21 protein-coding genes and 1 other RNA gene are annotated in these 25443 nt (G+C 63.1%); 19 read left to right on the top strand and 3 right to left on the bottom strand.

The window, feature by feature from the left end; genetic code table 11:
• Nucleotides 1-73: 73 nt before the first annotated feature.
• Both QQ992_RS23400 and QQ992_RS23395 read right to left on the bottom strand, forming a co-directional pair.
• Complete coding sequence (locus tag QQ992_RS23400) at nt 74-445, bottom strand: YraN family protein (protein ID WP_019098045.1); 372 nt, start codon at nt 443-445, stop codon at nt 74-76.
• Entirely contained in the window at nt 445-2262 is a 1818-nt protein-coding gene (locus QQ992_RS23395; RefSeq protein WP_286111208.1) for a penicillin-binding protein activator, read from the bottom strand. Before QQ992_RS23395 ends, QQ992_RS23400 begins: the two co-directional genes overlap by 1 nt.
• A gap of 267 nt (nt 2263-2529) precedes the next feature.
• Here QQ992_RS23395 and rsmI point away from each other — a divergent pair, with 267 nt between their 5' ends.
• The 18 genes from rsmI (at nt 2530) to lpxC (ending at nt 21896) form a co-directional block, all read left to right on the top strand.
• Entirely contained in the window at nt 2530-3324 is a 795-nt protein-coding gene (rsmI, locus tag QQ992_RS23390; protein ID WP_433963125.1) for a 16S rRNA (cytidine(1402)-2'-O)-methyltransferase, read from the top strand.
• Between the two features lie 67 nt (nt 3325-3391).
• Nucleotides 3392-3766, top strand: an RNA gene (gene rnpB / locus QQ992_RS23385) — RNase P RNA component class A.
• 308 nt (nt 3767-4074) lie between these two features.
• A complete protein-coding gene (gene mraZ, locus QQ992_RS23380; protein WP_004575120.1) occupies nt 4075-4530 on the top strand; it encodes a division/cell wall cluster transcriptional repressor MraZ in 456 nt (151 codons plus the stop codon).
• Entirely contained in the window at nt 4527-5474 is a 948-nt protein-coding gene (rsmH, locus tag QQ992_RS23375) for a 16S rRNA (cytosine(1402)-N(4))-methyltransferase RsmH (RefSeq protein WP_019097348.1), read from the top strand. The genes mraZ and rsmH overlap by 4 nt, the downstream gene beginning before the upstream one ends.
• Nucleotides 5471-5764, top strand: coding sequence for a cell division protein FtsL (gene ftsL / locus QQ992_RS23370; RefSeq protein ID WP_003260787.1), 294 nt, complete (start codon nt 5471-5473; stop codon nt 5762-5764). The genes rsmH and ftsL overlap by 4 nt, the downstream gene beginning before the upstream one ends.
• Nucleotides 5764-7512 (top strand): peptidoglycan D,D-transpeptidase FtsI family protein, encoded by a 1749-nt coding sequence (locus tag QQ992_RS23365; RefSeq protein ID WP_286113994.1) that lies wholly within the window; start codon nt 5764-5766, stop codon nt 7510-7512. Before ftsL ends, QQ992_RS23365 begins: the two co-directional genes overlap by 1 nt.
• A complete protein-coding gene (gene murE, locus QQ992_RS23360; RefSeq protein WP_286111205.1) occupies nt 7509-8999 on the top strand; it encodes a UDP-N-acetylmuramoyl-L-alanyl-D-glutamate--2,6-diaminopimelate ligase in 1491 nt (496 codons plus the stop codon). The genes QQ992_RS23365 and murE overlap by 4 nt, the downstream gene beginning before the upstream one ends.
• Nucleotides 8992-10359 (top strand): UDP-N-acetylmuramoyl-tripeptide--D-alanyl-D-alanine ligase, encoded by a 1368-nt coding sequence (locus QQ992_RS23355; protein ID WP_286111204.1) that lies wholly within the window; start codon nt 8992-8994, stop codon nt 10357-10359. Before murE ends, QQ992_RS23355 begins: the two co-directional genes overlap by 8 nt.
• Entirely contained in the window at nt 10359-11441 is a 1083-nt protein-coding gene (gene mraY, locus QQ992_RS23350; protein ID WP_016713560.1) for a phospho-N-acetylmuramoyl-pentapeptide-transferase, read from the top strand. Before QQ992_RS23355 ends, mraY begins: the two co-directional genes overlap by 1 nt.
• Nucleotides 11442-11447: 6 nt before the next feature.
• Nucleotides 11448-12794 (top strand): UDP-N-acetylmuramoyl-L-alanine--D-glutamate ligase, encoded by a 1347-nt coding sequence (gene murD, locus QQ992_RS23345; protein ID WP_286111203.1) that lies wholly within the window; start codon nt 11448-11450, stop codon nt 12792-12794.
• Nucleotides 12791-14005 carry a putative lipid II flippase FtsW gene (gene ftsW, locus QQ992_RS23340; protein ID WP_060499795.1) on the top strand — a complete coding sequence of 405 codons (1215 nt, stop codon included), beginning with the start codon at nt 12791-12793 and terminating at the stop codon, nt 14003-14005. The genes murD and ftsW overlap by 4 nt, the downstream gene beginning before the upstream one ends.
• On the top strand, nt 13995-15074 hold the full coding sequence (murG, locus tag QQ992_RS23335) for an undecaprenyldiphospho-muramoylpentapeptide beta-N-acetylglucosaminyltransferase (RefSeq protein WP_019097342.1): 1080 nt from the start codon (nt 13995-13997) through the stop codon (nt 15072-15074). The genes ftsW and murG overlap by 11 nt, the downstream gene beginning before the upstream one ends.
• The gene (murC, locus tag QQ992_RS23330) at nt 15067-16515 is read left to right on the top strand and encodes a UDP-N-acetylmuramate--L-alanine ligase (RefSeq protein WP_016713564.1); all 1449 of its coding nucleotides are present in this window, start codon (nt 15067-15069) and stop codon (nt 16513-16515) included. Before murG ends, murC begins: the two co-directional genes overlap by 8 nt.
• The gene (locus QQ992_RS23325; protein ID WP_028698610.1) at nt 16512-17468 is read left to right on the top strand and encodes a D-alanine--D-alanine ligase; all 957 of its coding nucleotides are present in this window, start codon (nt 16512-16514) and stop codon (nt 17466-17468) included. Before murC ends, QQ992_RS23325 begins: the two co-directional genes overlap by 4 nt.
• A 5-nt stretch (nt 17469-17473) precedes the next feature.
• Nucleotides 17474-18343, top strand: coding sequence for a cell division protein FtsQ/DivIB (locus QQ992_RS23320; RefSeq protein WP_012274056.1), 870 nt, complete (start codon nt 17474-17476; stop codon nt 18341-18343).
• Nucleotides 18344-18357: 14 nt separating this feature from the next.
• Nucleotides 18358-19620, top strand: a complete 1263-nt coding sequence (gene ftsA, locus QQ992_RS23315; RefSeq protein WP_016713566.1) for a cell division protein FtsA — start codon at nt 18358-18360, stop codon at nt 19618-19620.
• Nucleotides 19621-19675: 55 nt separating this feature from the next.
• Complete coding sequence (gene ftsZ / locus QQ992_RS23310; RefSeq protein WP_003251871.1) at nt 19676-20872, top strand: cell division protein FtsZ; 1197 nt, start codon at nt 19676-19678, stop codon at nt 20870-20872.
• 112 nt (nt 20873-20984) lie between these two features.
• Nucleotides 20985-21896 carry a UDP-3-O-acyl-N-acetylglucosamine deacetylase gene (gene lpxC, locus QQ992_RS23305; RefSeq protein ID WP_016713567.1) on the top strand — a complete coding sequence of 304 codons (912 nt, stop codon included), beginning with the start codon at nt 20985-20987 and terminating at the stop codon, nt 21894-21896.
• A gap of 53 nt (nt 21897-21949) precedes the next feature.
• Here lpxC and QQ992_RS23300 read toward each other — a convergent pair whose 3' ends face one another.
• The gene (locus tag QQ992_RS23300; protein ID WP_286111202.1) at nt 21950-22405 is read right to left on the bottom strand and encodes a DUF721 domain-containing protein; all 456 of its coding nucleotides are present in this window, start codon (nt 22403-22405) and stop codon (nt 21950-21952) included.
• A 302-nt stretch (nt 22406-22707) separates the two neighbouring features.
• Here QQ992_RS23300 and secA point away from each other — a divergent pair, with 302 nt between their 5' ends.
• Entirely contained in the window at nt 22708-25443 is a 2736-nt protein-coding gene (secA, locus tag QQ992_RS23295; protein WP_016713569.1) for a preprotein translocase subunit SecA, read from the top strand.

Below are 25443 nucleotides of genomic sequence, written 5' to 3'. Positions count from 1 at the left end.
GTAGGGCGGTGGCCTTTGCTACGCGCAACAACGACCGGCCCGCGATACATAGAGCAAAAAAAACGAAGTGGGTTCAGCATTCGAAGGCGTTTTTCAGCCATTGAAGCGGTCTGCCTGCATGGTGGCTGCCCTGCAGGGCGACTACGTCGAAGCGGCAGGGGTGGTTGCCCCAGTGGGGCTCCTTCTGCAGGAACAGGGTGGCGGCAAGCACCAGCCGTTTCTGCTTGCGCCCGTCGATACTGTCGAGGGCGCCTCCGAAGCCCGCGTGCAACCGGTAGCGGACTTCGACGAATACTACTGTATCGGCGTCAAGCATGACCAGATCAAGCTCACCGCCTTTGCATCGCCAGTTGCGCGCCAGCAGCTGCAGACCTTGCCCTTGAAGGTACTCAAGGGCCTGGTTTTCTGCCGCTTGCCCGGCGCGGGTTGGTGATGCTGCGGCCATCAACGTGCGGTGTCAGGCAGGCGCTTGATCTGGCCGCCGGCAAATTCGGCCCATGGCAACTGGCGCTCGACGCGTTGGTTGGCGTTGATGCTCAGGCTGCCCGAAAGGCCCATGACGCGGTTGTCCGGCAGTGCTTTCAGTTGGCCCAGGCGCGGTGCCAGGCTGTAGGCATCGACGCCCATGGCATACAGGCGGCCCAGGCTGCCAGCGGCTTGCGGCCACTGTTGCACGACTTGCTGGCGCAGGCTGTTGCTGGAGTCGAGCAACCACGGCGTTTCGCAGAAGCGAATGCCGTTCATGTCATTGTACTGGTTGACGTCGCCGCTGGCGCTGTACAGGTTCGAGGTCGCGTAGACAGGCACGTCACCGGCGTACTGGAAGTTCAGGGTCGGCTTGATCTGCTGTGCCTGCTGTGGGGTCGAGGCGAGGAAGATGAAGTCGATGTCCTGGCGGCGCGACGGTTGTGCTGCGATGCTGCCGCCTACCGTGCTTTGCAGGCTCTTGGCGCGGCCCTCGCTCTGGCGCAGCTGGAACAGGTCGGCAATTTGCTGGGCCAGGGCGACAGGTTGGGCGATGCGCTCGGCGGCGAGCAGGGTGCCGCCATTGCCTTCCCAATCCTGGCGGAAGGCGGCCAGTACGCGGTCGCCCCATTCGCCACTCGGTACCAGGGCCACGGCGCGAACCATGCCGTCTGCACGTGCGCGGCGGGCAACTTCGCGGGCCTCGTCCTCGGCAGCCAGGCCGAACTGGAACAGCTGCGGCGGCGCCTTCTGACCGGCGTCGGCGTAGTTCAGGGCCAGGGTGGTGATGGGCAGCTGAGGTTTGGCGGCCAGTTGCTTCACCAGCGGTTTTTCCAGCGGGCCGATGACCAGTTGCACACCAGCGGCCTGGGCCTGGCGATAGAAATCATCGAGCGAGCCGATGCGCGAGCTGTCGAACACCTGCACTGCAGGCGCCGGCTGGCCGGCCTGCTGGGCCTGGAAGTGGGCGGCCATGAAGCCGTCGCGCAACGCGCGGGCAACACCGGCCAGCGGGCCTTCCTGCGGCAGCAGCAGGGCAATCTTGGTCAGCGGCTGGCTGGCCAGTTCCTTGAGCTTGGTCAGTGCCTGCGGCAGTTGCAGGGCTGCCGGGTGGTCCGGGTGCTGTTTGACCCAGGCTTCGATAGCCGCTTGCTGCTGCTCCAGGGTGCCGGCGCTTTTCACGGCGAAGGCCAGGCTGGTCCAGCCGCTTAGCGTCCGGTCGTTGGCTGGCTGCTGCAGTTGCTCTGCCGGCAGCGAGGCGACCAGTGCCCAGATGGCATCGTTGTTGGCACTGGCGGCCTGGCCGCTGAGCAGCGGGGCCAGCAGTACACGCTGTTGCGCAGCAGCCAGGGCCTGGCCGTCGGCTTCGAGGGCGGCGGCGTGCACGCTGTAGGTGCGTGCTTGCTGCTCTGCCGGAAGCTCGGCGACGCGCTGCAGGCTAGGGTGAGCCAGTGCAGTCAGGGCGGCCTTGGGTTGGTTGCGGCTCATCGCCAGTTCGGCAGCGAGGGTGCTGGCGAACACTTGCTGGGCCGGCTTGAGCGTGTCCAGCGGCACTTGCTCGAGGATGCGTGCGGCGCGTGGGAAGTCCTTCTGCTTGTAGGCCAGGTCGGCTGCGCTCAGGCGCAGCAGGGCGGCGTCTTCTGCAGACTTGCTGGAAGCGGCCTTTTCGAGCAGTTGCTCGATGCTGGCATCCGGGGTGCGTGGCAGTTCGCCCAGGCTGGATGAGGGCGAGCTGGCGCAGGCTGCCAGCAGGGCAGCGAGGCAGAGGGCTGTGAGCAGCCGCAGGCAAGCGATCATGTAAAGGTCCTGTTACTCGATCAAGTTGGCCGGCAATTGTACCCAAGCACTGGCCGGGGCGCGATGTCGCCGTGTCGATCCTTCACTATAGGTGGCTTGCCGCCGGTCGCTGGTGAAGTTCTTTGCGCCCTGTTGCAGGCGCTCGGGCTACAATGGCGCCTTTGATCCGAATGACAGGTGTGCGCAGTGACTGATGTGGCAGGGGCTTCGAAATCCACGGTGGGGACGCTGTATGTGGTGGCAACCCCTATCGGCAACCTCGATGACATGAGCGCCCGGGCGTTGAAGGTGCTGGCGGACGTGGCGCTGATCGCCGCCGAGGACACCCGCCATTCGGTCCGGCTGCTGCAACACTTTGGCATCGACACGCCACTGGCGGCCTGTCATGAGCACAACGAGCGCGACGAAGGCGGGCGTTTCCTCACCAAGCTGCTGGCTGGCGAGAACGTGGCATTGGTCTCTGATGCCGGCACGCCGCTGATTTCCGACCCGGGTTACCACTTGGTGCGCCAGGCGCGGGCCGCTGGGGTGAATGTGGTGCCGGTGCCGGGTGCCTGTGCGCTGATCGCTGCGCTGTCGGCGGCCGGCTTGCCGTCGGATCGCTTCATCTTCGAAGGTTTCCTGCCAGCCAAGCAGGCGGGGCGCCGTGCACGCCTGGAGCAGGTAAAGGAAGAGCCGCGCACGCTGATCTTCTATGAAGCCCCGCACCGAATCCTGGAGTGCCTTGAAGACATGGAGGCGGTTTTTGGTGGCGACCGCCCGGCATTGCTGGCGCGCGAACTGACCAAGACGTTCGAGACCCTCAAGGGCCTGCCGCTGGCTGAGTTGCATGCCTTCGTGGCTGGCGACAGCAACCAGCAGCGCGGTGAGTGCGTGGTATTGGTGGGTGGCTGGAGTGCGCCGGAGGGCGAGCAGGCCATCAGTGCCGAGGCCCAGCGGGTGCTCGACCTGTTGTTGGCCGAGTTGCCGCTGAAGCGGGCGGCTGCACTTGCGGCTGAAATTACCGGGGTGCGCAAGAACCTGTTGTATCAACTTGCCCTTGAAAAGCAGAAAACCGAATAGTGGCAAATTGATATAAATGCCGGTATTGCTTGTTCTTGGGCGCGCGTGCCGGTAACCTTGTCGGCGGAGAGTCGATCGGACAGTCGCTGCCTGTTTTTGTTCCGCAACTTTTGTTGTGTGAGCAGCAGGGGGAGGAAAGTCCGGGCTCCATAGGGCAGAGTGCCAGGTAACGCCTGGGAGGCGTGAGCCTACGGAAAGTGCCACAGAAAATAACCGCCTAAGCACTTCGGTGCCGGTAAGGGTGAAAAGGTGCGGTAAGAGCGCACCGCACGGCTGGCAACAGTGCGTGGCTAGGTAAACCCCACTCGGAGCAAGACCAAATAGGGTTCCATCAGGCGTGGCCCGCGTCGGAACCGGGTAGGTTGCTAGAGGCGTCCAGTGATGGCCGTCGTAGAGGAATGACTGTCCTCGACAAAACCCGGCTTACAGATCGACTCTCCACCTTTCCTTCTCTGCTTCATTCGATAGCAGATCCTCTCTGGTAATACCGAAAAAATCTTACTCTTGATAAATCACTTTAACTTCGAACTCCATTCGCTTGCGTGGGTTTGATTTTTCTCGTCTTTTTTTCTCCTTGGTAGTGCTTCCACCTTCTCTTAACGCGCTAAATCTCGGTCCTGTAAGGCTTTTCCTTATGAACGTGCCTTGACGGTGCTGCGGGCGGATTCCTATAGTGTGCGCAAGTGGCAGAAAGTGGGATGAAGTGGGTTTTCTGGCACAAAAAAGCTAACATTGTGGGGAATCGCAGCCGTGTTCCGCGGAGCCAACGCCGTCAGCCTCGATGCCAAGGGCCGTCTCGCCATGCCGAGCCGGTACCGTGACGAGCTCGATTCGCGTTGCAATGGTCAGCTGATCGTGACCATCGACGCCGTGGACCCCTGCTTGTGTGTTTATCCCCTCGATGAGTGGGAACAGATAGAAGCCAAGTTGCGTGCCTTGCCGTCGTTGCGTGAGGAAAACCGTCGCCTGCAGCGTTTGCTGATCGGTAATGCGGTTGACCTGGAGCTCGATGGCAGTGGGCGTTTCCTGGTACCGCCCCGCCTGCGTGAGTACGCCAAGCTCGACAAGAAGGCGATGCTGGTGGGGCAGCTGAACAAATTCCAGCTGTGGGATGAAGATGCCTGGAACGCGGTTTCGGCAGCCGACCTTGCAGCTATTCAACAACCGGGCGCCATGCCCGACGAATTGCGTGACCTGATCCTGTGACCATAGATAGCGGCTTCAACCACATTACCGTCCTGCTCGACGAAGCTGTCGAGGCATTGGCCCTGCGCGCCGACGGTTGCTATCTGGACGGCACCTTTGGCCGTGGCGGACACAGCCGGCTGATTCTCAGCAAGCTCGGGCCGCAAGGGCGGCTGCTGGGCTTCGATAAAGATCCACAGGCGATTGCCACGGGGCAAGCGCTGGCGGCCGAAGACGGCCGCTTTGTCATTGTGCAGCGCAGCTTTGCCGAGCTGGGCGCGGAAGTGGCCGAGCGCGGCCTGCACGGCAAGGTCAGCGGCGTGTTGCTGGACCTTGGCGTGTCGTCGCCGCAACTGGATGACCCCGAGCGTGGTTTCAGCTTCCTCAATGACGGCCCGCTGGACATGCGCATGAACCCGGCCCAGGGCATCAGTGCCGCCGAGTTCATCGCCACCGCGCCGGTGGAAGAAATTGCCCGCGTCTTCAAGGAATACGGTGAAGAGCGCTTCGCCGGCCGCATGGCGCGTGCCGTGGTCGAGCGCCGTGAAAAGGAGCCTTTCACCCGTACCGCCGACCTGGCGGAAGTACTCAAGGTGGCCAACCCTGCCTGGGAAAAAGGCAAGAACCCGGCTACCCGTGCCTTCCAGGGCCTTCGCATTCACGTCAACAACGAACTGGGTGATCTGGAAGCCGGCCTCGAGGCCGCGCTCGATGCCCTCGAAGTCGGTGGCCGCCTGGCGGTGATCAGCTTCCACTCGCTGGAAGACCGTATCGTCAAGCTGTTCATGCGCAAGCTGGTCAAGGGCGAGGCCGACAACCTGCCGCGCAACCTGCCGGTACAGCACAAGGCCTTCGAGCCGAAAATCAAGCTCATCGGCAAGGCCCAGTTCGCCTCCGAAGCCGAGCTCAAGGCCAACCCACGGTCGCGTAGCGCCGTGATGCGTGTGGCGGAGAAGCTGCGGTGAGCAGGCTGTTTGCCAAGCCCTTGCCAGGCGGAAGCTTCCTGATGCTTCTGCTGTTCGTTGCCGTGCTGGTTTCGGCCATCGCCGTGTCCTACAGCGCGCACTGGAACCGTCAGTTGCTCAACACCTTGTACGGTGAGCTGAACGAGCGTGACAAGGCTCAGGCCGAGTGGGGGCGTCTGATTCTTGAACAGAGCACCTGGACTGCTGCCAGCCGTATCGAGAACCTGGCTTCCGAGCAATTGAAGATGCGCGTACCTTCGGCTGACGAAGTGCGGATGGTGGCGCCATGATGAAGCTCGAAGGCGCACTCTACCCGTGGCGCTTCCGCGTGGTGATCGGTTTGCTGGCCATCATGGTCGGTGCCATCTGCTGGCGCATCATCGATTTGCAGGTCGTTGACCGTGACTTCCTCAAGGGGCAGGGCGACGCGCGCAGCCTGCGTCATATCCCTATTCCGGCGCACCGTGGCCTGATTACCGACCGCAACGGTGAACCGCTGGCCGTGAGCACTCCGGTTACCACCCTGTGGGCAAACCCCAAGGAAATGCAGGCGTCCAAAGACCGCTGGCCGCAGTTGGCCGCAGCGCTTGGGCAAAACCCGCAGCAGTTGACCGAGCGCCTGACCCAGCAAGCTAGCAAAGAGTTCATCTACCTGGTCCGTGGCCTGACCCCGGAACAGGGTCAGCACGTGCTCGACCTGAAGGTGCCAGGTGTGTACGGCCTGGAAGAATTCCGTCGCTTCTACCCGGCCGGTGATGTCACCGCGCACATGGTTGGCTTCACCGACCTCGACGACCATGGTCGCGAGGGTGTGGAACTGGCCTATGACGAATGGCTGGCCGGCGTGCCTGGCAAGCGCCAGGTGATCAAGGACCGGCGCGGCAGGCTGATCAAAGACATCCAGGTAACCAAGAACGCCAAGGCCGGAAAGACCTTGGCGTTGTCGATAGACCTGCGCCTGCAGTACCTGGCCACCCGCGAACTGCGCAACGCCATTGCCGAGCAGGACGCCAAGGCCGGCAGCCTGGTGATCATGGACGTCAAGACCGGTGAGGTCCTGGCCATGGTCAACCAGCCGACCTACAACCCCAACAACCGCCGCAGCATGTTCCCGGCCGCCATGCGTAACCGGGCGATCATCGACGTGTTCGAGCCGGGTTCCACGGTCAAGCCGATTTCCATGAGTGCGGCCCTGCAGAGCGGCCGCTGGAAGCCGACCGACAAGGTCGAAGTCTACCCGGGCAGCCTGCAGATCGGCCGCTACACCATCAAGGACGTGTCGCGCAGTGAAGGCCCGATCCTCGACCTGACCGGCATCCTGATCAACTCCAGTAACGTCGGCATGAGCAAGATCGCCTTCGACATTGGCGGTGAGGCTATCTACCGGGTCATGTCCCAGGTCGGCCTGGGTCAGTACACCGGCCTGGGTTTCCCGGGTGAGCGCGTCGGTAACCTGCCTAACCACCGCGAGTGGCGCAAGGCCGAGACCGCAACCTTGTCCTATGGCTATGGCGTCTCGGTGACCGCCCTGCAGCTGGTGCATGCCTACGCGGCGCTGGCCAACGACGGCAAGATGGTGCCGCTGTCGATCCTCAAGGTCGACAAGGCCCCGGACGCTGTGCAGGCCATTCCAAAGGAAACCGCCGAAACCGTTCAGGGCATGTTGCAGCAGGTGATCGAAGCGCCGCGTGGCGTGTTCCGCGCCCAGGTGCCGTTCTATCACGTGGCCGGCAAGTCCGGTACCGCGCGTAAGGCCACTGTGGGTTCCAAGGGTTACACCGAAAACGCCTACCGCTCGCTGTTCGCTGGCTTCGGGCCAATGAGTGACCCGCGCTACGCCATCGTCGTGGTCATCGACGAACCGGGCAAAGGCGGCTATTTCGGTGGTCTGGTTTCGGCGCCCGTGTTCAGCAAGGTCATGTCCGGCACCCTGCGCCTGATGAACGTGCCGCCAGATAACCTGCCGCCACCCGCGCCAGCGGCACCCGCCGTGCAATCGCAAGTCAACGCAGCAGCCGCCAAGGGAGGGCGTGGATGATGACAATGCCATTGAGCAAACTTTTCGCCCACGCCAGCCGTGACCCGCTGATTCGTGAGCTGACCCTGGACAGCCGCAATGTACGCCCGGGCGATCTGTTCCTGGCCGTGCCGGGCGCCAAGGTCGATGGTCGCGAGCATATTGCCGATGCCCTGGCCCGTGGCGCCGCTGCCGTGGCCTACGAAGAGCAGGGCGCCAACGTGCTGCCGCTGACCGATGTGCCGCTGATTCCGGTCAAAGGCCTGATCGCTCAGTTGTCGGATATTGCCGGGCGCTTCTATGGCGAGCCCAGCCGCCAGTTGAGCCTGGTGGGGGTGACCGGCACCAACGGAAAGACCAGCGTTACCCAACTGGTGGCCCAGGCATTGGACCTGCTCGGCCAGCGCTGCGGCCTGATTGGCACCCTGGGCACCGGCTTCTACGGTGAGCTGCAGAGCGGCCGCCTGACCACGCCCGACCCGATCGCCGTGCAGTCGACCCTCAACGACCTCAAGAAAGGTGGCGCCAAGGCTGTGGCCATGGAGGTTTCCTCCCATGCGCTGGAGCAAGGCCGGGTTGCCGCACTGGAATTCGACATCGCGGTGATGACCAACCTGTCCCGTGACCACCTCGATTACCATGGCAGCATGGAGGCCTATGAGGCCGCCAAGGCCAGGCTGTTCGCCTGGCCGAGCCTGCGTCGCCAGGTGGTCAACCTGGATGACGCCTTCGGGCGTCGCCTGGCCGAAGACTTTGCACGCCGCCCGAGTGTCGATCATATCGAGACCCGGTTGCTTAGCTACAGCCTGGAAAACCCGGACGCTTCGCTGTTCTGCCGCGAAGCCGTATTCAATGACGATGGTGTGCGTGCCACCCTGGTCACGGCCCAGGGTGAGCGCGCCCTGCGCAGCCAGTTGCTGGGCCGCTTCAACCTGAGCAACATGCTGGCCGCCGTGGCGACACTGCTGGCGCTGGACTATTCGCTGGACGAAATTCTCAAGGTCACCCCGCAACTGCAAGGGCCGGTAGGCCGCATGCAGCGCCTGGGTGGCGGAGACAAGCCGCTGGTGGTGGTCGACTACGCGCACACCCCGGACGCCCTCGAGAAAGTGCTCGAGGCCCTGCGCCCGCACGCCCACGGCAAGCTGCTGTGCCTGTTCGGCTGCGGTGGCGACCGTGATCGCGGCAAGCGCCCGCTGATGGCCGAAGTGGCCGAGCGCCTGGCCGACCGCGTACTGGTCACCGATGACAACCCACGCACCGAAGACCCGCTGCGCATTTTCGACGACATCCGCCCCGGTTTCGCCAAGCCTGCCGAGGTCGAGTTCGTCGCAGGCCGTGGTGAAGCCATCGCGCACCTGATTGCCACCGCTGCTGCCAACGACGTGATCGTGCTGGCCGGCAAGGGGCACGAGGATTACCAGGAGATCAATGGCGAGCGCCATGACTTCTCCGACCTGACCGAAGCCGAGAAGGCACTCGCAGCCTGGGAGGCTCCACATGCTTAAGCCGCTGTCACTCAGCCAGCTGACCACAGCACTGAGTGGTCAACAAATCGGTGGCGACGCCACCTTCACCGGTGTCAGCATCGACAGCCGCAGCGTCAGCGCCGGGCAGCTGTTCGTCGCCTTGGCAGGTCCGCGTTTCGATGGCCATGACTACCTGGCCGATGTGAAGGCCAAAGGCGCAGTCGCTGCCCTGGTCGAGCGTGAAGTGGCCGGTGTCGACCTGCCGCAATTGCTGGTCAAGGATTGCCGGGTAGCGCTCGGTCAACTCGGCGCCTTGAACCGTGCTGCCTTCGACAAGCCTGTTGTTGCCATTACCGGTTCCAGCGGCAAGACCACCGTCAAGGAAATGCTCGCCAGCATCCTGCGTACCCGTGGCCTGGTGCATGCCACCCGTGGCAACCTGAACAACGACCTCGGCGCGCCGCTGACCCTGCTGGAGATCGCCCCTGAGCACAGTGCGGCGGTGATCGAGCTGGGCGCTTCGCGCATGGGTGAAATCCGCTACACCGTCGGCCTGACGAAGCCTCAGGTGGTCATCATCAACAACGCCGGTACCGCCCACGTTGGCGAGTTCGGCGGGCCGGAAAAGATCGTTGAAGCCAAGGGCGAGATTCTCGAAGGCCTGGGCGAGGGCGGTACTGCCATCCTCAACCTGGCTGACAAGGCGTTCGACATCTGGCGCAAGCGTGCCGGCAACCACCGCATTTTCACCTTTGCACTGGATAACCCGCAGGCAGACTTCCATGCCAGTAATATTGGCCGTGATGCCCGGGGCTGCCCGTCGTTCACCCTGCATGGGCCTGATGGCAGCGTGCCGGTACAGCTGAACCTGCTGGGTACCCACAACGTCAGCAACGCCTTGGCCGCTGCGGCTGCCGCCCATGCCGTTGGTCTGAGCCTTAGCGGCATCGCCGCCGGCCTGGCTGCAGTACAACCGGTCAAGGGCCGCACCGTCGCGCAGATCGCGCCGAACGGTGTGCGTGTAATCGACGACAGTTACAACGCAAATCCCACCTCCATGTGCGCGGCCATTGATATACTCGCCGGCTTTTCCGGGCGCACCGTCCTGGTGCTTGGAGATATCGGCGAACTGGGGCAATGGGCGGAAGAAGGCCACCGTCAGGTGGGTGACTACGCGCGTGGCAAGGTCGATGCCCTGTACGCAGTGGGTTCCAACATGACATATGCGGTCAAGGCGTTCGGCGCCAATGGCCGTCATTTCGCTACTCAAGCTGAGCTGATCGACGCCGTTAGCGCCGAAAGTGCCAGCGACACCACTATCTTGATCAAGGGCTCGCGCAGCGCTGCGATGGAAAACGTCGTGGCGGCATTGTGCGGTGCCAGCGGGGAGAAACATTAATGCTGCTGCTGTTGGCCGAGTATCTGCAACAGTTCCACAAAGGCTTCGCGGTCTTCCAGTACCTGTCCCTGCGCGGGATTCTTGGTGTGCTGACCGCGTTGTCCCTGGCGCTGTGGCTGGGGCCGTGGATGATTCGTACCCTGCAAATTCGTCAGATCGGCCAGGCCGTGCGTAATGACGGCCCGCAATCGCACCTGTCCAAGTCCGGCACCCCGACCATGGGTGGCGCATTGATCCTGTCGGCCATCGCCATCAGCACGCTGCTGTGGGCTGATCTGTCCAACCGCTACGTGTGGGTGGTGCTGATCGTGACCCTGGCGTTCGGTGCCATCGGTTGGGTCGATGACTACCGCAAGGTGATCGAAAAGAACTCGCGTGGTCTGCCAAGCCGCTGGAAGTACTTCTGGCAGTCGGTGTTCGGCCTGGCTGCGGCCGTGTTCCTGTACAAGACCGCGCCGACCAGCGTCGAGACAACGTTGATCCTGCCGTTCATCAAGGACGTCACTATCCCGCTGGGCATCGGCTTCGTGGTGCTGACCTACTTCGTCATCGTCGGCTCCAGCAACGCGGTCAACCTCACAGACGGCCTCGACGGCCTGGCAATCATGCCAACGGTGATGGTCGGCGGCGCCCTGGGCATCTTCTGCTACCTGTCGGGTAACGTGAAGTTCGCCGAATACCTGTTGATCCCTTACGTGCCGGGCTCGGGTGAACTCATCGTGTTCTGCGGCGCGCTGATCGGTGCGGGCCTGGGCTTCCTGTGGTTCAACACCTACCCGGCGCAAGTGTTCATGGGGGACGTCGGTGCACTGGCACTGGGCGCGGCGCTGGGCACCATCGCGGTCATCGTTCGCCAGGAAATCGTCCTGTTCATCATGGGCGGCATCTTCGTCATGGAAACCTTGTCGGTGGTGATCCAGGTCGCCTCCTTCAAGCTGACCGGCAAGCGCGTGTTCCGCATGGCGCCGATCCACCACCACTTTGAACTCAAGGGCTGGCCAGAGCCTCGGGTGATCGTCCGCTTCTGGATCATCACCGTGATTCTGGTGCTGATTGGCCTTGCAACCCTGAAACTGAGGTAGATGAGCGTGTCTTTGATCGCTTCCGACCAATTCCGCATCGTTGTCGGCCTCGGCAAGAGCGGCATGTCCCTGGTTCGCTTCCTGGCGAACCGGGGCATTGCCTTTGCGGTCGCCGACACCCGCGAGCAACCGCCGGAACTGGACACCCTGCGCCGTGATTACCCGCAGGTGGAAGTGCGCTGTGGTGAACTGGACGTGGACTTCCTGTGCCGCGCCAACGAACTGTACGTAAGCCCTGGCCTGGCCTTGGCCACGCCAGCCCTGCAGCAGGCTGCTGCGCGTGGCGTGACACTGTCCGGTGACATCGAACTGTTCGCCCGCAACGCCAAAGCGCCGATCATTGCCATCAGCGGCTCCAACGCCAAGAGCACTGTCACTACCCTGGTCGGCGAAATGGCCGCCAAGGCGGGCAAGCGTGTAGCGGTGGGTGGCAACCTCGGTACCCCGGCGCTGGACCTGCTGGCCGATGACGTCGAGCTGTACGTGCTGGAGCTGTCCAGCTTCCAGCTGGAAACCACTGACCAGCTCAATGCTGAAGTGGCCACCGTGCTGAACATCAGCGAAGACCATATGGACCGCTACAGCGGCCTGCCGGCCTACCACCTGGCCAAGCACCGGATTTTCCGCGGCGCGAAGCAGGTCGTGGTCAACCGCCAGGACGCCCTGAGCCGGCCGCTGCCGGTGGAAGGCCGCCCGTGCTGGACCTTCGGCCTCAACCAGCCGGACTTCAAGGCCTTCGGCCTGCGCGAAGTGGATGGCGAGAAATACCTGGCATTCGAGTTCCAGGCGCTGATGCCAGCGCGTGAACTGAAGATTCGCGGTGCGCACAACCAGAGTAATGCCTTGGCGGCGTTGGCCCTGGGGCATGCCGCAGGCCTGCCGTTCGAGCCGATGCTCGAAGCCCTGCGCGAGTTCGGTGGCCTGGCCCATCGCTGCCAGTGGGTGCGTGAGCGCAATGGCGTGAACTGGTATGACGATTCCAAGGCCACCAACGTCGGTGCAGCCTTGGCCGCCATCGAAGGCCTGGGTGCCGATATCGAAGGCAAACTGGTATTGATCGCCGGTGGCGACGGCAAAGGTGCCGAGTTCGCGGCCTTGCGTGAGCCGGTCAAGCGCTTCTGCCGGGCCGTGGTACTGCTTGGCCGTGATGCCGAGCGCCTGGCCGAGGCCCTGGGTGACGACGTGCCGCTGGTACGGGTCAAGACCCTCGATGACGCCGTGCAACAGTGTGCCGAACTGGCTCAGGCCGGCGATGCCGTGCTGCTGTCGCCCGCATGTGCCAGCCTCGACATGTTCAAGAACTTCGAAGAACGCGGGCGCCTGTTCGCCCAGGCAGCGGGAGGCCTTGCATGATCTTCGGCATCTTCAAGCCCTACCCGTCGCCGCTGATCAGCGGCCGTGGCATCGACCTGGACTTCCCGATGCTCGCCGGCTGCCTGGCTTTGCTGGGCCTGGGCCTGGTGATGATCACCTCGGCGTCGTCGGAAGTGGCTGCGGTGCAGTCGGGCAACCCGCTTTATCACATGTTCCGCCACCTGGTGTACGTGTTCCTGGGCCTGGTGGCCTGTGGCGCGACCATGCTGGTGCCGATCGCCACCTGGCAGCGCATGGGCTTCATGATGCTGCTGGGCGCCTTCGGCCTGCTGGTACTGGTGCTGGTGCCGGGTATCGGCCGTGAGGTGAACGGTTCGATGCGCTGGATCGGTTTCAGCTTCTTCAACGTCCAGCCTTCGGAAATCGCCAAGGTGTTCGTGGTCGTCTACCTGGCCGGTTACCTGGTGCGTCGGCAAACCGAGGTACGCGAGACCTGGATGGGCTTCTTCAAACCGTTCATCGTGCTGCTGCCCATGGCTGCCCTGTTGCTGATGGAGCCGGACTTCGGCGCCACCGTGGTAATGATGGGCGCCGCGGCGGCCATGCTGTTCCTGGGCGGGGTGGGGCTGTTCCGCTTCAGTCTGATGGTGGTGTTGGCGGTGCTGGCGGTGTTCGTACTGGTACAGGCTCAGCCGTACCGGATGGCGCGGCTGATTACCTTTACCGACCCGTGGTCCGACCAGTTCGGCTCGGGCTACCAGTTGACCCAGGCGCTGATTGCCTTCGGCCGTGGCGAGTGGCTGGGCGTTGGCCTGGGCAACAGCGTGCAGAAGCAGTTCTACCTGCCCGAGGCGCACACCGACTTCGTGTTCTCGGTATTGGCCGAAGAACTGGGCGTCGTCGGTTCGCTGGTGACCATCGCACTGTTCGTGTTCGTCACCGTGCGTGCCCTGTACATCGGCCTGTGGGCCGAAAAGGCCAAGCAGTTCTTTGCAGCGTATGTGGCCTTTGGCCTGGCCTTCCTGTGGATTGGCCAGTTCCTGATCAACATCGGCGTAAACGTCGGCCTGCTGCCGACCAAAGGCCTGACCCTGCCGTTCCTCAGTTACGGGGGCAGCTCGCTGGTGATCTGCTGCGCCTGCGTGGGCTTGTTGCTGCGCATCGAGTGGGAAAGCCGTACGCACCTGGGCAGCGAGGAACACGAATTCAGCGAAAGCGATTTTGCCGAGGAGACCAGTCATGGCCGCTGACGGCAAGAACGTATTGATCATGGCTGGCGGCACCGGCGGGCATGTGTTCCCGGCCCTGGCCTGCGCGCGGGAGTTCCAGGCGCGCGGTTACAGCGTGCACTGGCTGGGCACCCCGCGTGGCATTGAAAACGAGCTGGTGCCACAGGCTGGCTTGCCACTGCACCTGATTCAGGTCAGCGGCCTGCGCGGCAAAAGCAAACTGTCGCTGCTCAAGGCGCCGTTCACCCTGGTCAAGGCCGTGCTGCAGGCTCGGCGCATCATTCGCCAGCTCAAGCCGGTGTGCGTGCTGGGCTTTGGTGGCTACGTGACCGGCCCCGGCGGTGTGGCCGCGCGGTTGTGTGGCGTGCCGCTGGTGATCCACGAACAGAACGCGCGTGCAGGTACCGCCAATCGGCTGCTGGTGCCGCTCTCGGCGCGGGTCTGCGAAGCTTTCCCGAACACCTTCGAGGCCAGCGACAAACGTCGTACCACCGGCAACCCTGTGCGCCCGGAGCTGTTCATGGATGCGCAACGCGCACCCCTGGCCGAGCGCCGTGCACGCCTGTTGGTGCTCGGTGGCAGCCTGGGTGCGGAACCATTGAACAAATTGTTGCCTAAGGCCCTGTCCGAAGTGCCCGCCACCCTGCGGCCAGAGGTGTTCCACCAGGCCGGCAAGCAACACGCGCCGATTACCGCCGAGCGTTATCACGAGGCGGGCGTCGAGGCTCAGGTAGAGCCCTTTATCAAGGATATGGCCCAAGCCTATGGCTGGGCCGACATGGTGGTGTGCCGGGCCGGTGCCCTGACCGTCAGCGAACTGGCGGCAGCAGGCCTGCCTTCGATGCTGGTGCCTTTGCCCCACGCCATCGACGACCACCAGACCCACAACGCCCAATATCTGGCCCGAGAAGGCGCTGCCTTCCTGATGCCACAAGCGACAACTGGCGCAGCGCAGCTCGCTGAACGCCTGAACGAGGTGCTGATGCAACCCGAAAAACTCAACGTCATGGCAGGCACCGCACGGCGCCTGGCCAAACCTGCCGCAACCAGCACCGTGGTCGATATCTGCCTGGAGGTGGCCCATGGTTGAGAGCCAGAAAGCCATGCCCCAACCGAAGATGGGCCGTATCCGCCGTATCCACTTCGTCGGTATCGGCGGCGTGGGCATGTGCGGCATTGCCGAAGTGTTGCTGAACCTGGGCTATGAAGTGTCCGGTTCCGACCTGAAAGCCTCGCCGGTGACCGAACGCCTGGAATCGTTCGGTGCCGAGATCTTCGTCGGCCACCGCGCCGAGAACGCTGCCACCGCCGATGTGCTGGTGGTGTCCAGCGCCATCAACCCGGCCAACCCGGAAGTGGCCACTGCCCTGGAACGCCGTATTCCGGTAGTGCCGCGCGCCGAGATGCTCGCCGAGCTGATGCGCTATCGCCATGGTGTGGCCGTGGCCGGTACCCATGGCAAGACCACCACCACCAGCTTGCTGGCCTCGGTGTTCGCTGCCGGCGGCCTGGACCCGACCTTCGTCATCGGTGGTCGCCTGACCGCTGCCGGTACCAATGCCCAGCTGGGCACCAGCCGCTACCTGATCGCCGAAGCAGACGAGAGCGACGCGAGCTTCCTGCACCTGCAGCCGATGGTGGCCGTGGTCACCAACATCGACGCCGACCACATGGCGACCTATGAAGGGGACTTCAACAAGCTGAAGAAAACCTTCGTCGAGTTCCTGCACAACCTGCCGTTCTACGGCCTGGCCGTGATGTGCCTGGACGACCCGGTGGTGCGCGAGATCCTGCCGCAGGTGAAGCGCCCGACCGTGACCTATGGCTTCAGCGAAGAGGCCGACATCCGCGCCATCAACGTGCGCCAGCAGGGCATGCAAACGCACTTCACCGTGCTGCGTCGCGACCGCGAGCCGCTTGAGGTGTCGGTGAACATGCCCGGCAACCACAACGTGCTCAACGCCTTGGCCACCATTGCCATCGCCACTGACGAAGGCATCACTGACGAGGCCATCATCCAGGGCTTGTCCGGCTTCCAGGGGGTCGGCCGCCGCTTCCAGGTGTATGGCGAACTGCCGGTCGAAGGCGGCAGCGTGATGCTGGTCGACGACTACGGCCACCACCCGACCGAAGTGGCTGCGGTGATCAAGGCCGTGCGCGGTGGTTGGCCAAGCCGCCGCCTGGTGATCGTCTACCAGCCGCACCGCTACAGCCGCACCCGCGACCTGTACGACGATTTCGTCCAGGTGCTGGGCGATGCCAACGTGTTGCTGCTGATGGAGGTCTACCCGGCCGGCGAAGAGCCGATCCCCGGTGCCGACAGCCGCCAGCTGTGCCACAGCATCCGCCAGCGCGGCAAGCTGGACCCGATCTACATCGAACGTGGCGCCGAGCTGGCACCGCTGGTGAAACCACTGCTGCGCGCGGGTGACATCCTGATCTGCCAGGGTGCCGGTGATGTCGGCGGCCTCGCCCCGCAACTGATGAAAAGCCCGCTGTTCGCTGGCGCCAAGCAGGAGAAGTCGAAATGACCAGCGCCTACGAAAAGCTGCACTCGACCCTGGACGTCAAGGCGTTCGGCCGTGTCGCCGTGCTGTACGGTGGCAAGAGCGCCGAGCGTGAAGTGTCGCTGAAGTCCGGCGCTGCGGTGATCGATGCCCTGACCACCGCCGGTGTCGACGTGGTCGCCATCGATGTGGGCGACGACCTGCTCGACCGCCTGCAAAGCGAGAAGATCGACCGCGCCTTCATCATCCTCCACGGCCGTGGCGGTGAAGACGGCAGCATGCAAGGCCTGCTGGAGTGCCTGGGCATCCCCTACACCGGCAGTGGCATCCTTGCCTCGGCGCTGGCCATGGACAAGTTGCGCACCAAGCAGGTGTGGCAGAGCCTGGGTATTCCCACCCCGCGCCACGCCGTGTTGGCGAGCGAAAGCGATTGTTTGCAGGCCAGTACGGAACTGGGCTTCCCGCTTATCGTCAAACCCGCCCATGAAGGCTCTAGCATCGGCATGGCCAAGGTGAACAGCGCCCAGGAACTGGTCGCTGCCTGGCAGGACGCCGCCAAATACGATTCCCAGGTACTGGTGGAGCAGTGGATCCACGGCCCGGAGTTCACCATCGCGGTCTTGCGCGGTCAGGTGCTGCCGCCGATCGCCCTGGGTACGCCGCATGTGTTCTACGACTACGACGCCAAGTACATCGCCAACGATACCCAGTACCGCATCCCGTGCGGCCTGGACAGTGTCAAGGAACAGGAACTGATCGACCTGACCGCACGCGCCTGCGATGCCATCGGCATCGAAGGCTGGGGGCGTCTGGACGTGATGCAGGACGAGCAGGGCCGGTTCTGGCTGCTCGAAGTCAACACCGCACCTGGCATGACTGATCATAGCCTGGTGCCCATGGCGGCCCGCGCGGCTGGCCTGGACTTCCAGCAACTGGTGCTGGCAATCCTGGCTGAAAGCGTGGCGACGCGAGGTTAATAACCATGCAAGGCGCGATGATACGTCAGCAGCAACCCGTTACCGGCCGTAGTAAGCCGGTGCCGCGTGGTGCCAGCCGGCTGGTGGCCGACGAGCCCGTATCGGCGCGCCTGCCGCGTCCAAGCCTGGGCGGCCTCAAACGCCTGCTGTGGCCGGTGCTGCTGGTGGCGGCCGGCTTTGGTGCCTATGAGGGTGCCATTCGCCTGATGCCCTATGCCGACCGGCCGATCACCAAGATCGACGTGCAGGGCGACCTCAGCTACATCAGCCAGCAGTCGGTGCAGCAGCGTATCGCGCCCTACGTGGCGGCGAGTTTCTTCAGCGTCGACCTGCCGGCGATGCGTGCGGAACTCGAACAGATGCCATGGATCGCCCACGCCGAGGTGCGCCGGGTGTGGCCCGACGAGGTGGTGATCCGCCTGGAAGAGCAGCTGCCGGTGGCACGCTGGGGTGACGAAGCCTTGCTCAACAACCAGGGCCAGGCCTTTACCCCGCGTGAACTGGCCAACTACGAGCACCTGCCGCAGCTGGCCGGGCCGCAACGTGCTCAGCAACAAGTCATGCAGCAGTATCAGGTATTGAGCCAGATGCTGCGCCCCCTGGGCTTTTCCATCGCTCGCCTGGAGCTGCGCGAGCGAGGCAGCTGGTTCCTGACCACTGGCGCGAGCAGCGCCGGGCCAGGCATCGAACTGCTGTTGGGGCGCGACCATCTGGTGGAGAAGATGCGCCGTTTCATTGCCATTTACGACAAGACACTCAAAGACCAGATCACCACTATCGCCCGCATTGATCTGCGTTATTCCAACGGACTTGCCGTTGGCTGGCGGGAACCGATTGCACCGACGACGGCCCAACCCGCCGTTGCGAAGAATTAGAGAGAGGCAGGACCATGGCAAACGCGCATAGCGGCAAAATGATCGTCGGGCTGGACATTGGCACCTCCAAGGTGGTGGCGCTGGTGGGCGAAGTGGGCGAAGACGGCACCCTGGAAATCGTCGGGATCGGCACCCATCCGTCCCGTGGCCTGAAGAAAGGCGTGGTGGTGAACATCGAGTCCACCGTGCAGTCGATCCAGCGCGCGGTGGAAGAAGCCCAGCTGATGGCCGGCTGCCGTATTCACTCGGCCTTCGTTGGCGTGGCCGGCAACCACATCCGCAGCCTGAACTCCCACGGCATCGTCGCCATCCGCGACCGCGAGGTCAGCCTGGCCGACCTGGAGCGCGTGCTCGACGCCGCCCAGGCCGTGGCCATTCCGGCCGACCAGCGTGTGCTGCACACCCTGCCGCAGGACTACGTGATCGACAACCAGGAAGGCGTGCGCGAGCCACTGGGCATGTCGGGCGTGCGTCTGGAAGCCAAGGTTCACGTGGTCACCTGCGCAGTGAATGCGGCGCAGAACATCGAGAAGTGCGTACGCCGCTGTGGCCTGGAAATCGACGACATCATCCTCGAGCAGCTGGCTTCGGCGTACTCGGTGCTGACCGACGATGAAAAAGAACTGGGCGTGTGCCTGGTGGACATCGGTGGTGGCACCACCGACATCGCCATCTTCACCGAAGGCGCCATCCGTCACACCGCGGTCATCCCGATTGCCGGCGACCAGGTGACCAACGACATCGCCATGGCCCTGCGTACCCCGACCCAGTACGCCGAAGAAATCAAGATCCGCTACGCCTGCGCTCTGGCCAAACTGGCCGGCGCCGGCGAAACCATCAAGGTGCCGAGCGTGGGCGACCGCCCACCGCGCGAGCTGTCGCGTCAGGCCCTGGCCGAGGTGGTGGAGCCACGTTACGACGAGCTCTTCACCCTGATCCAGGCCGAGCTGCGCCGCAGCGGCTACGAGGACCTGGTGCCGGCTGGCATCGTCCTCACCGGCGGCACCGCGAAGATGGAAGGTGCCGTGGAACTGGCCGAGGAAATCTTCCACATGCCGGTACGCCTGGGCGTACCGCACAGCGTTCGGGGGCTGAGCGACGTGGTGCGCAACCCGATCTATTCCACCGGCGTGGGCCTGCTCACCTACGGTCTGCTGAAGCAGTCCGAGGACATGGTCCTGACCGGTAACAGCAACAGCAGCAACAACAGCTATGGCGATGAACCGAAGGCCCCAGTACTTGAGCGCTTCAAGAAGTGGGTCCAGGGCAACTTCTAAGTTTCAAAGCAGTAGTGGTAGGCGCAACAACTAGAGAACTGTAAGGAGAGGGAAAATGTTCGAGCTCGTAGACAACGTCCCGCAAAGCCCGGTCATCAAGGTGATCGGCGTTGGTGGTGGTGGCGGCAACGCCGTCAACCACATGGTCAAGAGCAGCATCGAAGGCGTGGAATTCATTTGCGCCAACACCGATGCTCAAGCGCTGAAAAACATCGGTGCGCGTACCATCCTGCAATTGGGCACTGGCGTGACCAAGGGCCTGGGTGCCGGTGCCAATCCGGAAGTCGGCCGTCAGGCCGCGCTGGAAGACCGTGAGCGCATCGCTGAAGTGCTGCAGGGCACCAACATGGTGTTCATCACCACTGGCATGGGCGGCGGTACCGGTACCGGTGCAGCGCCGATCATTGCCGAAGTGGCCAAGGAAATGGGCATCCTCACCGTAGCCGTGGTGACCCGTCCGTTCCCGTTCGAGGGCCGCAAACGTATGCAGATCGCCGATGAAGGCATCCGCATGCTGGCCGAAAGCGTCGACTCGTTGATCACCATCCCCAACGAGAAGCTGCTGACCATCCTGGGCAAGGATGCGAGCCTGCTGTCCGCCTTCGCCAAGGCCGACGATGTACTGGCCGGTGCCGTGCGCGGTATCTCCGACATCATCAAGCGTCCGGGCATGATCAACGTCGACTTCGCCGACGTGCGCACCGTGATGGGCGAAATGGGCATGGCCATGATGGGTACTGGCTGCGCCAGCGGCCCGAACCGTGCGCGTGAAGCCACCGAGGCTGCCATCCGCAACCCGCTGCTGGAAGACGTCAACCTGCAGGGCGCCCGCGGCATCCTGGTGAACATCACCGCAGGCCCGGACCTGTCGCTGGGTGAGTACTCCGACGTGGGTAGCATCATCGAAGCCTTCGCCTCTGACCACGCCATGGTCAAGGTCGGCACCGTGATCGACCCGGACATGCGCGACGAACTGCACGTGACCGTTGTGGCCACTGGCCTGGGCGCGCGCATCGAGAAGCCGGTCAAAGTGGTGGACAACACCCTGCAGACCGCTCAGCAGGCGTACGAAGCATCCAACCCTGCACCGGTTCGTCAGGAGCAGCCAGCGGTCAACTACCGTGACCTGGAGCGCCCGACCGTGATGCGAAACCAGGCCCATGCAGGTGCTGCTGCAGCCGCTAAACTGAACCCTCAGGACGACCTGGACTACCTCGATATCCCGGCTTTCCTGCGTCGTCAGGCTGATTAATGGAATTTATCAGGGGTATAAAGGTGATTGGTATTCATCAAAGGTTGGGTCTGTTATCATCCCCAGCCTTTGTTGATACCTGTTCGCAATTTGCGCTGAAGCGGCCAATGCCATGATTAAACAACGCACCCTGAAGAATACCATCCGTGCCACAGGTGTCGGTCTGCACTCCGGGGAGAAGGTTTACCTGACCCTCAAGCCTGCACCTGTTGACACCGGCATCGTCTTCCGCCGCGCCGACCTCGACCCTGTGGTCGAAATCCCTGCGCGTGCGGCCAACGTCGGCGAGACAACCATGTCGACGACGCTGGTCAACGGTGACGTCAAGGTCGATACGGTCGAGCACCTGCTCTCCGCCATGGCGGGCCTGGGCATCGATAACGCCTACGTCGAGCTCTCCGCCTCGGAAGTGCCGATCATGGATGGCAGCGCCGGTCCTTTTGTATTCCTGATTCAGTCTGCCGGCCTGGAAGAACAGGACGCAGCCAAGAAGTTCATCCGCATCCTGCGTGAGGTAACCGTGGAAGAGGGCGACAAGCGCGCCACGTTCCTGCCTTTCGAAGGGTTCAAGGTGAGCTTCGAGATCGACTTCGATCACCCGGTCCTCAAGGGCCAGACCCAGAGTGCAGTCGTCGACTTTTCCAGCACCTCGTTCGTGAAGGAAGTCAGCCGCGCCCGCACCTTCGGTTTCATGCGTGACATCGAGTACCTGCGCAAGCACAACCTTGCGCTGGGCGGCAGTGTCGAGAACGCCATCGTCGTCGACGAGACGGGTGTGCTTAACGAAGACGGCCTTCGTTCCGATGACGAATTCGTCAAGCACAAGATCCTCGACGCCATTGGCGACCTCTATCTGCTGGGCAACAGCCTGATCGGCGAGTTCAAGGGCTACAAGTCCGGCCACGCGCTGAACAACCAGCTGCTGCGCAAGCTGATTGCCGAAACCGATGCCTGGGAAGTGGTCACTTTCGAAGATGCCAGCACGGCACCGATCTCGTACATGCGCCCTGTTGCGGCCGTGTAAGTTCGAACACTCTCTCTAGTGTTGTAATCAAGGCCACCTTCGGGTGGCCTTTTTTATGGCTTGCCGTTGGCGTGGGCGGCCAACCGTTCCAGTGCTGCACGTAGCTTGGGGTCGGTGATGCCCTCGGCGGTGTCGCGCAGGCTCTCGGCGGCGCTGTTCGAGAGTTCGGCAGCATGCCCGCCGCGCTTGGCCGGCACCAGCGGCGGTTGGACCTTGTACAGGATGCGCCGGAGGTTGCCGAAGGCTTCCATGGCCTGCAATGCCGCCAGCAGGCGCTTTTGCTGGTAGCGCAGGCGGGTTGCCCAATGGCCGTCTGTTACCACCAGCAGCAAGGTGCCATCGCGCCAGGACGCGACGTGGCAGTGTTCGCGGGCGGCCGGTTGCAGCTGGCTTTCCAGCAGGCGCTGCAGGTGCTCCAGGCGCTCGGCCTGGTTCAGCAGCAGGCGCAGCGGGCGCACCTGGCGGAGCAGGGCGGAAGGTGGCTGGGCGGGGGAGGGTTTGTAGGCCATGGGGTATGCATGAGGTTACGTGGTCAGCAGTTTAACACCTCTATAGCCTGCACCGGCCTCTTCGCGGGCAGCAGAAGATAAGACTAATTCTCGATACCTTTCATGTTGCCAAGCCTTGAACTCAGGGAAAATGCCCCTATCTAAGACAAGCCCCCGCCAAAACGCTGTAATAGCATCGTGGAAATCCACCACTTTCCTCACCATCGTTTCCGGGTAGAATGCTCGTTCGCATGCGGCCTCAGGGCTGCACGGGCGACTCATGGGGCCGCCCTCCATCCCTACGTGTGGAAGATCCTGCCGATATGTTTGCGCCTTTGTTAAAGAAACTTTTTGGAAGCAAGAACGAGCGTGAAGTGAAACGCATGCTCAAGACGGTGAGTATCGTCAATGCCTTCGAAGAGAAGATGGTGGCCCTCTCCGACGAACAGCTGCGGGGCAAGACCGCAGAGTTCAAGGAGCGTTTGGCCAAAGGCGAGACACTGGACCAATTGCTGCCTGAAGCCTTCGCCGTGGCCCGTGAGGCCGGCAAACGCGTGATGGGCATGCGCCACTTCGACGTGCAGCTGATCGGCGGCATGACCCTGCACGAGGGTATGATCGCAGAAATGCGCACCGGTGAAGGCAAGACCTTGGTCGGTACCCTGGCCGTGTACCTCAACGCACTGTCCGGCAAGGGCGTGCACGTGGTCACCGTCAACGACTACCTGGCCCGCCGTGATGCCAACTGGATGCGCCCGCTGTACGAATTCCTCGGCCTGTCGGTCGGTATCGTCTCGGCGTTCCAGCCGCCGGAAGAAAAGCGCGCGGCCTATGCGTCCGACATCACCTACGGCACCAACAACGAATTCGGTTTCGACTACCTGCGCGACAACATGGCGTTCAGCCAGGACGAGAAGTTCCAGCGCGAACTGAACTTCGCCGTGATCGACGAAGTCGACTCCATCCTCATCGACGAAGCGCGTACCCCGCTGATCATTTCCGGCCAGGCCGAAGACAGCTCCAAGCTGTACATCGAGATCAACCGCCTGATCCCGCGCCTGACCCAGCACATCGAGGAAGTGGAAGGCCAGGTTACCCAGGAAGGCCACTTCACCATCGACGAGAAGAGCCGCCAGGTCGAGCTGAACGAAGCCGGTCACCAGTACATCGAGGAAATGCTCACCCAGGCCGGCCTGCTGGCCGAGGGCGAGAGCCTGTACTCCGCGCACAACCTGGGCCTGCTGACCCACGTCTACGCTGGCCTGCGCGCGCACAAGCTGTTCCACCGCAACGTCGAGTACATCGTCCAGGACGGCCAGGTACTGCTGATCGACGAACACACCGGTCGTACCATGCCGGGTCGTCGCCTGTCCGAGGGCCTGCACCAGGCCATCGAAGCCAAAGAGAACCTGAACATCCAGGCCGAGAGCCAGACCCTGGCTTCGACCACGTTCCAGAACTACTTCCGCCTGTACACCAAGCTGTCCGGCATGACCGGTACCGCTGACACCGAAGCGTTCGAGTTCCAGTCGATCTACGCCCTCAACGTGATGGTCATTCCGCCGAACAAACCACTGGCGCGTAAGGACTTCAACGACCTGGTGTACCTGACCGCCGACGAGAAATACGCTGCGATCATCGCTGACATCAAGGAAAGCATGAAGCAGGGCCGGCCGATCCTGGTGGGTACCGCGACCATCGAAACGTCCGAGCACATGTCGAACCTGCTCAAGAAGGAAGGCATCGACCACAAGGTACTGAACGCCAAGTACCACGAGAAGGAAGCCGAGATCATCGCGCAAGCCGGTGCCCCGGGTGCGCTGACCATCGCCACCAACATGGCCGGCCGTGGTACCGACATCCTGTTGGGTGGTAACTGGGAAGCCGAAGTGGCCGCCCTGGAAAACCCGACCGCCGAGCAGATCGCGCAGATCAAGGCCGACTGGCAGAAGCGTCACCAGCAGGTGATCGAAGCCGGTGGCCTGCATGTGATTGCCTCCGAACGCCACGAATCGCGCCGTATCGACAACCAGCTGCGGGGCCGTTCCGGCCGCCAGGGCGACCCGGGTTCCAGCCGCTTCTACCTGTCGCTGGAAGACAGCCTGATGCGCATCTTCGCCTCTGACCGGGTGAAGAACTTCATGAAGGCACTGGGCATGCAGTCGGGCGAGGCCATCGAGCACCGCATGGTCACCAACGCCATCGAGAAGGCTCAGCGCAAGGTCGAAGGCCGCAACTTCGACATCCGTAAGCAATTGCTCGAATACGATGACGTGGCCAACGAGCAGCGCAAGGTGATCTACCACATGCGCAACAGCCTGCTGGCCGCCGAAAACATCGGCGACACCATCGTCGAATTCCGCAAGGAAGTGCTGGACGCTACCATCAGCCAGCACATCCCGCCGCAGTCGCTGCCCGAGCAGTGGGATGTGGCCGGCCTGGAAGCGTCGCTGGCCAGCGATTTCGCCATGAAGTTGCCGATCCAGCAGTGGCTCGACGAGGACGATCACCTCTACGAAGAGACCCTGCGCGAGAAGCTGCTGAACGAAATCACCACTGCCTACACCGAGAAGGAAGACCAGGCCGGTATCGACGCCCTGCGTACCTTCGAGAAGCAGATCCTGCTGCGCGTGCTGGACGACCTGTGGAAAGACCACCTGTCGACCATGGACCACCTGCGTCACGGTATTCACCTGCGTGGCTATGCGCAGAAGAACCCGAAGCAGGAATACAAGCGCGAGTCGTTCACCCTGTTCCAGGAGCTGCTCGAGTCGATCAAGCGCGACACCATCCGCGTGCTGTCGCACGTTCAGGTTCGCCGCGAAGACCCGGCCGAGGAAGAAGCCCGTCTGCGCCGCGAGGCCGAGGAACTGGCCAGCCGCATGCAGTTCCAGCATGCCGCTGCACCGGGCCTGGAAAGCGAGCAACTGAGCGAAGAAGGTGCCGAAGTGGCGGTAGCCTCGGCGCCGGTGCGCAACGACCAGAAGCTGGGCCGCAACGAGCCATGCTGGTGTGGTTCGGGCAAGAAGTTCAAGCATTGCCATGGCCAGATCGAGTGA

It is taken from the genome of Pseudomonas kurunegalensis, from assembly GCF_030291635.1.
Taxonomy (GTDB): Bacteria; Pseudomonadota; Gammaproteobacteria; order Pseudomonadales; family Pseudomonadaceae; genus Aquipseudomonas; species Aquipseudomonas monteilii.
This window is presented reverse-complemented; position numbering and strand designations above follow the sequence as displayed.